Consider the following 3,830-nt stretch of genomic DNA (forward strand, 5'->3'; position numbering starts at 1 on the left):
ATCCTGACGTCAAAGGTCAAGATTTACGCCATGCATTTGAGCGTGATGAATATCGCGTGATGATTGTCGCTAACAAGTACCAAACAGGCTTTAACCAGCCTAAACTTGTTGCGATGTACCTTGATAAGAAAATAAGCAATGTAGACGCCGTACAGACGCTCTCGCGCTTGAACAGAACATATCCGGGTAAAGACCAAACGTTCGTTATTGATTTTGTTAATGAGCCTGAAACCATATACTCAGCCTTTAAAACATACGATAGTGGTGCCGAACTTGAAGACATGCAGGATGTTAACGTTGTTTATGACATCAAAGACATATTAGATGAAGCTAACATCTATAATCAAAATGACCTTGAAGACTTCAAAAAGCTATCGCATAAACTCGTTTTGGGTGCTGGTAGGTCAAACCCAGACGACCCTATTCATAAGAAGCTCTTTGCCTCGACTCAACGCTCAACAGATATCTTTAACTCAAAGCTAAAAACACTCAACGATATTGTGAAGCAATGGGAAGAGGCCTATGATAAAGCTCATATCGCAGGCGATGATAAATCCAAAAAAATAGCAGAATCAAAACGAAGTGAATTCACAATCATGCGTGAAGGTCTTATGCGCTTTAAAACTGATTTAAGTAGATTCGTGCGAATTTACAATTACGTTTCGCAGTTACTTGAATTAGCTGATGCTGAATTAGAAAACTTTGCAGCGTTTGCAAAGTTATTATCAAAACGTTTAAAAGGTGTCAGCCCTGAACAAATAGACCTATCAGGACTTGTGCTGAAGGGATACGCCATTAAAATGCGTAATCAAGATGCACAAGGTGAAGCTGAGACGCTCAAACCTATCACGGCAAATACAGCAGATGCTAGCGATAGAGAAAAGCAATTCTTGGATGAATTACTAGAGCGTATTAATGAAGAGTTTGGCGGTGCAAACCCAGCTAACTCACCCGTATATTTTGTATCTCAAGTCATGAGCCATGTGCAAACTAACGCTAATGTCATTGAACAAGTAGAGAAAAACCCAAGGGCTACCGCGCTAAGTGGCGACATTGGTGACGTAGTAAGAGACTCGGTAGTAAAAACAATGTCGGCAAATGTTGATAATGCTCAAGCTACTTTATCTGACAATCAAAAGATGAACGCTTTAATAGGTGTTATTGTTGACTTGATACAGAGTAAGAACACTAACGCATTGGTTGATGAATTGAGAAAATAATTTATCCGCAAAATCGATTTAGAGCGATTTGAACCACGCTGTTCTGAACAAGCTGTTCTGAATTAGTCAGGACTCAACCTTACATTTTGTAGATATATCTTAACTAAACCCGACAGAAGGCTAAGTGCCAACAACGGTCAGTGGGGCTTACTTCAATTAAACTTTTTTTTACTGCTAAATTGCCACTCTGGCTCTCAGCCAAAAGGGCAAAAAACGACCTATTGCGGTCATTAGATATATTAAAAAGCGCACATTACAAAATCACATTCGTCGACTAACGCAGCTTTATGAGCAAAAAACGCATCGACCTGACTGGCAAATGCTTCTTGAAGATTATCGGCAACATTTAGCAGGCGTTCGTCATTTTGACTAATTACTAGTCGAGCTATTGGAAGAGAAATACATAACTATAGTAAAATTACGGGACAACTTTATATTTCTTAAGTACTTCCACGAGTTTGTCATGAGGGATAGCATAAGATGTATTACCGTTATTACCGGTCATGGTCTCAGCAGCTACCATAGCATTTATAATCGACTCCTCGACAGATTGAACAGTGGCTTCAAATAACGGTGTTATTAAGTCATTAGGGAATGTTTCAACGCTTGTGTTTTCGCCACGATTAAAAGCATTTTCGTTAGCAGTAGAGAATGCAAGGAAGATATCACCAGAACCGTTGCTACCGCGACCACCAGTAATACCTATACCCAATGGAATTCGTTGTGCTATTCGTTTCAATTGATGAGGTAAAAGCGGTGCGTCAGTTGCTAAAATGACGATAATTGATCCATCGCCTTCTTGTCGTCTAGAATTTGGCGGTGCGTTGTAAATCTCACTTTTTGTATCTTTTAATTCGCGACCAACGGCAACGCCAGCGATCGTTAAGTTTCGTTTGCTGCCAAAGTTAGCTTGGACAAGCACACCAATGGTATATGTTTCATCTTTAATTTTTACTATTCTGGATGATGTTCCTGTTCCACATTTAAAGCCAAGACACATCATTCCCGTGCCCCCACCAACATTACCTTCTGCAATTGCACCAATCTTAGTATTATTTATAGCTTCAAGAACGTGTTTTTCTTTTACGTGAAAGCCATAAATGTCATTCAAGAAACCATCATAGGTCTCACCAACGACCGGATAGGTATACCACCAATCCTCGCCTTGGTACCAATTAGTATCTACATACCATTTGAGAATGGTATCTCGAACAACACCAACACTATTGGTATTTGTGATCATAATTGGTGTTTCTAAGAAACCAGACTCAGTTACCCAAGTAGTTCCGGTCATCTCGCCATTTCCGTTGAGACTATACCAATTCGCATAAACGGGGCTGAATTTTTTTCCTCTTGGAAATATTGCTGTTACACCTGTGCGTATTTGCCCTTTACTAATTTTATTATCATCGGTTTCTGAAATGATGGTGCTGTAGCCAACCTCAACCCCTTTAACATCTGTTATTGAATTGTAGTAACCAGTTTCACCTACGAATGGAATACCCAAATCTCTGGCTCTTGGTTTTTCAGCTTCAACTGAAAAACTAATAAATAAGACGGAACATAAGATTAATATTGCTTTCATTTCAAGTCTCTTACCAAGTTATATTGTTTCAAGACTAGCTTATAAATTTTTAAAAAGCGATACAAATATAAATAAGCGTTTAAAGGCACAGCTTTTCTAATTATTGCACTTTTACTTTAAATTGGCAGTTTCAAAGAGCGCTTTTTTTACCATTAGGTAATTAGTGAAACCGCAATATGTGCGGGTGAGCGGAGCGTTACTTGCTGCTTATTTCGCAAGGGTTAGCGACCATAAAAGATAAACTGCTAAGGTCCGGTTTGTCAGATCACCCGCCATTAGCATATCAACCGATAACACCAACAAATCTAAAAACATACGGATTACTTGAACGGCCGGTCCTCGCTCTTTGCCGTCTTTCGGCCTGTTACAGGCAAATATAATTACCAGAGAGACACTCGACTTGGATCATACTTTTGTGCTTGCATATAAAGGCAAACTAAAAGCTCATTTCATTGGTTATTGGTGAGAGGAGCATTTTTTTCTTTTGTAATCAAAATATTTTGTTTCCCAAAAAAGTGGGCCAGTGTAGCGGGCTGTAACTTTTAGGGCACAGGTCTTATTGTTAGAACTTAGGTTCTAACAATAGGGTAGATTTGTCCAATAAGACATGCAAAATAGAAACAGATAAAACTATCCATTTTGAATCTATAAATTCAGCCAACTTTTATCCATTTAATTCTAAAACTATCCACTTACCATCTAGCACAACATATAATTATGAGATAGGTCTCTTAGTATGCTCAAAAAGTGTGAGATACAAGTACAAAATAAATTATGAGCTAAGGATCTATATTGCTCCAATCATCAAGCCATATTAAGGCTCAAAGTGTAAAAGTAATTAAGGTTGACTCACTGATTAATTTAAGTTAAATAAGTTAAATAAGTTAAATAAGTTAAATAAGTTAAATAACTAAATTGACTTATTTAGCTTAATTGGAGTTCGCCGTGGGAAGAAAGAAAGAGTTCAGCAACGAAAAAATTATAGAAAGTGGATTAGCTATAGAAAAAAACGGAGAGTCAGTCAT

2 protein-coding genes are annotated in these 3,830 nt (G+C 38.0%); one reads left to right on the plus strand and one right to left on the minus strand.

What is annotated here, in order from left to right; genetic code table 11:
* On the plus strand, positions 1–1,220 hold a 1,220-nt coding region (locus GPUN_RS14365; protein ID WP_040520654.1), incomplete at its 5' end, for a type I restriction enzyme subunit R domain-containing protein.
* Between the two features lie 418 nt (positions 1,221–1,638).
* Here GPUN_RS14365 and GPUN_RS07795 read toward each other — a convergent pair.
* A complete protein-coding gene (locus GPUN_RS07795; RefSeq protein ID WP_006005270.1) occupies positions 1,639–2,805 on the minus strand; it encodes a DmpA family aminopeptidase in 1,167 nt (388 codons plus the stop codon).
* Between the last annotated feature and the right edge of the window lie 1,025 nt (positions 2,806–3,830).

Origin of the sequence: Glaciecola punicea ACAM 611 (genome assembly GCF_000252165.1) — a bacterium.
Lineage (GTDB): Bacteria > Pseudomonadota > Gammaproteobacteria > Enterobacterales > Alteromonadaceae > Glaciecola > Glaciecola punicea.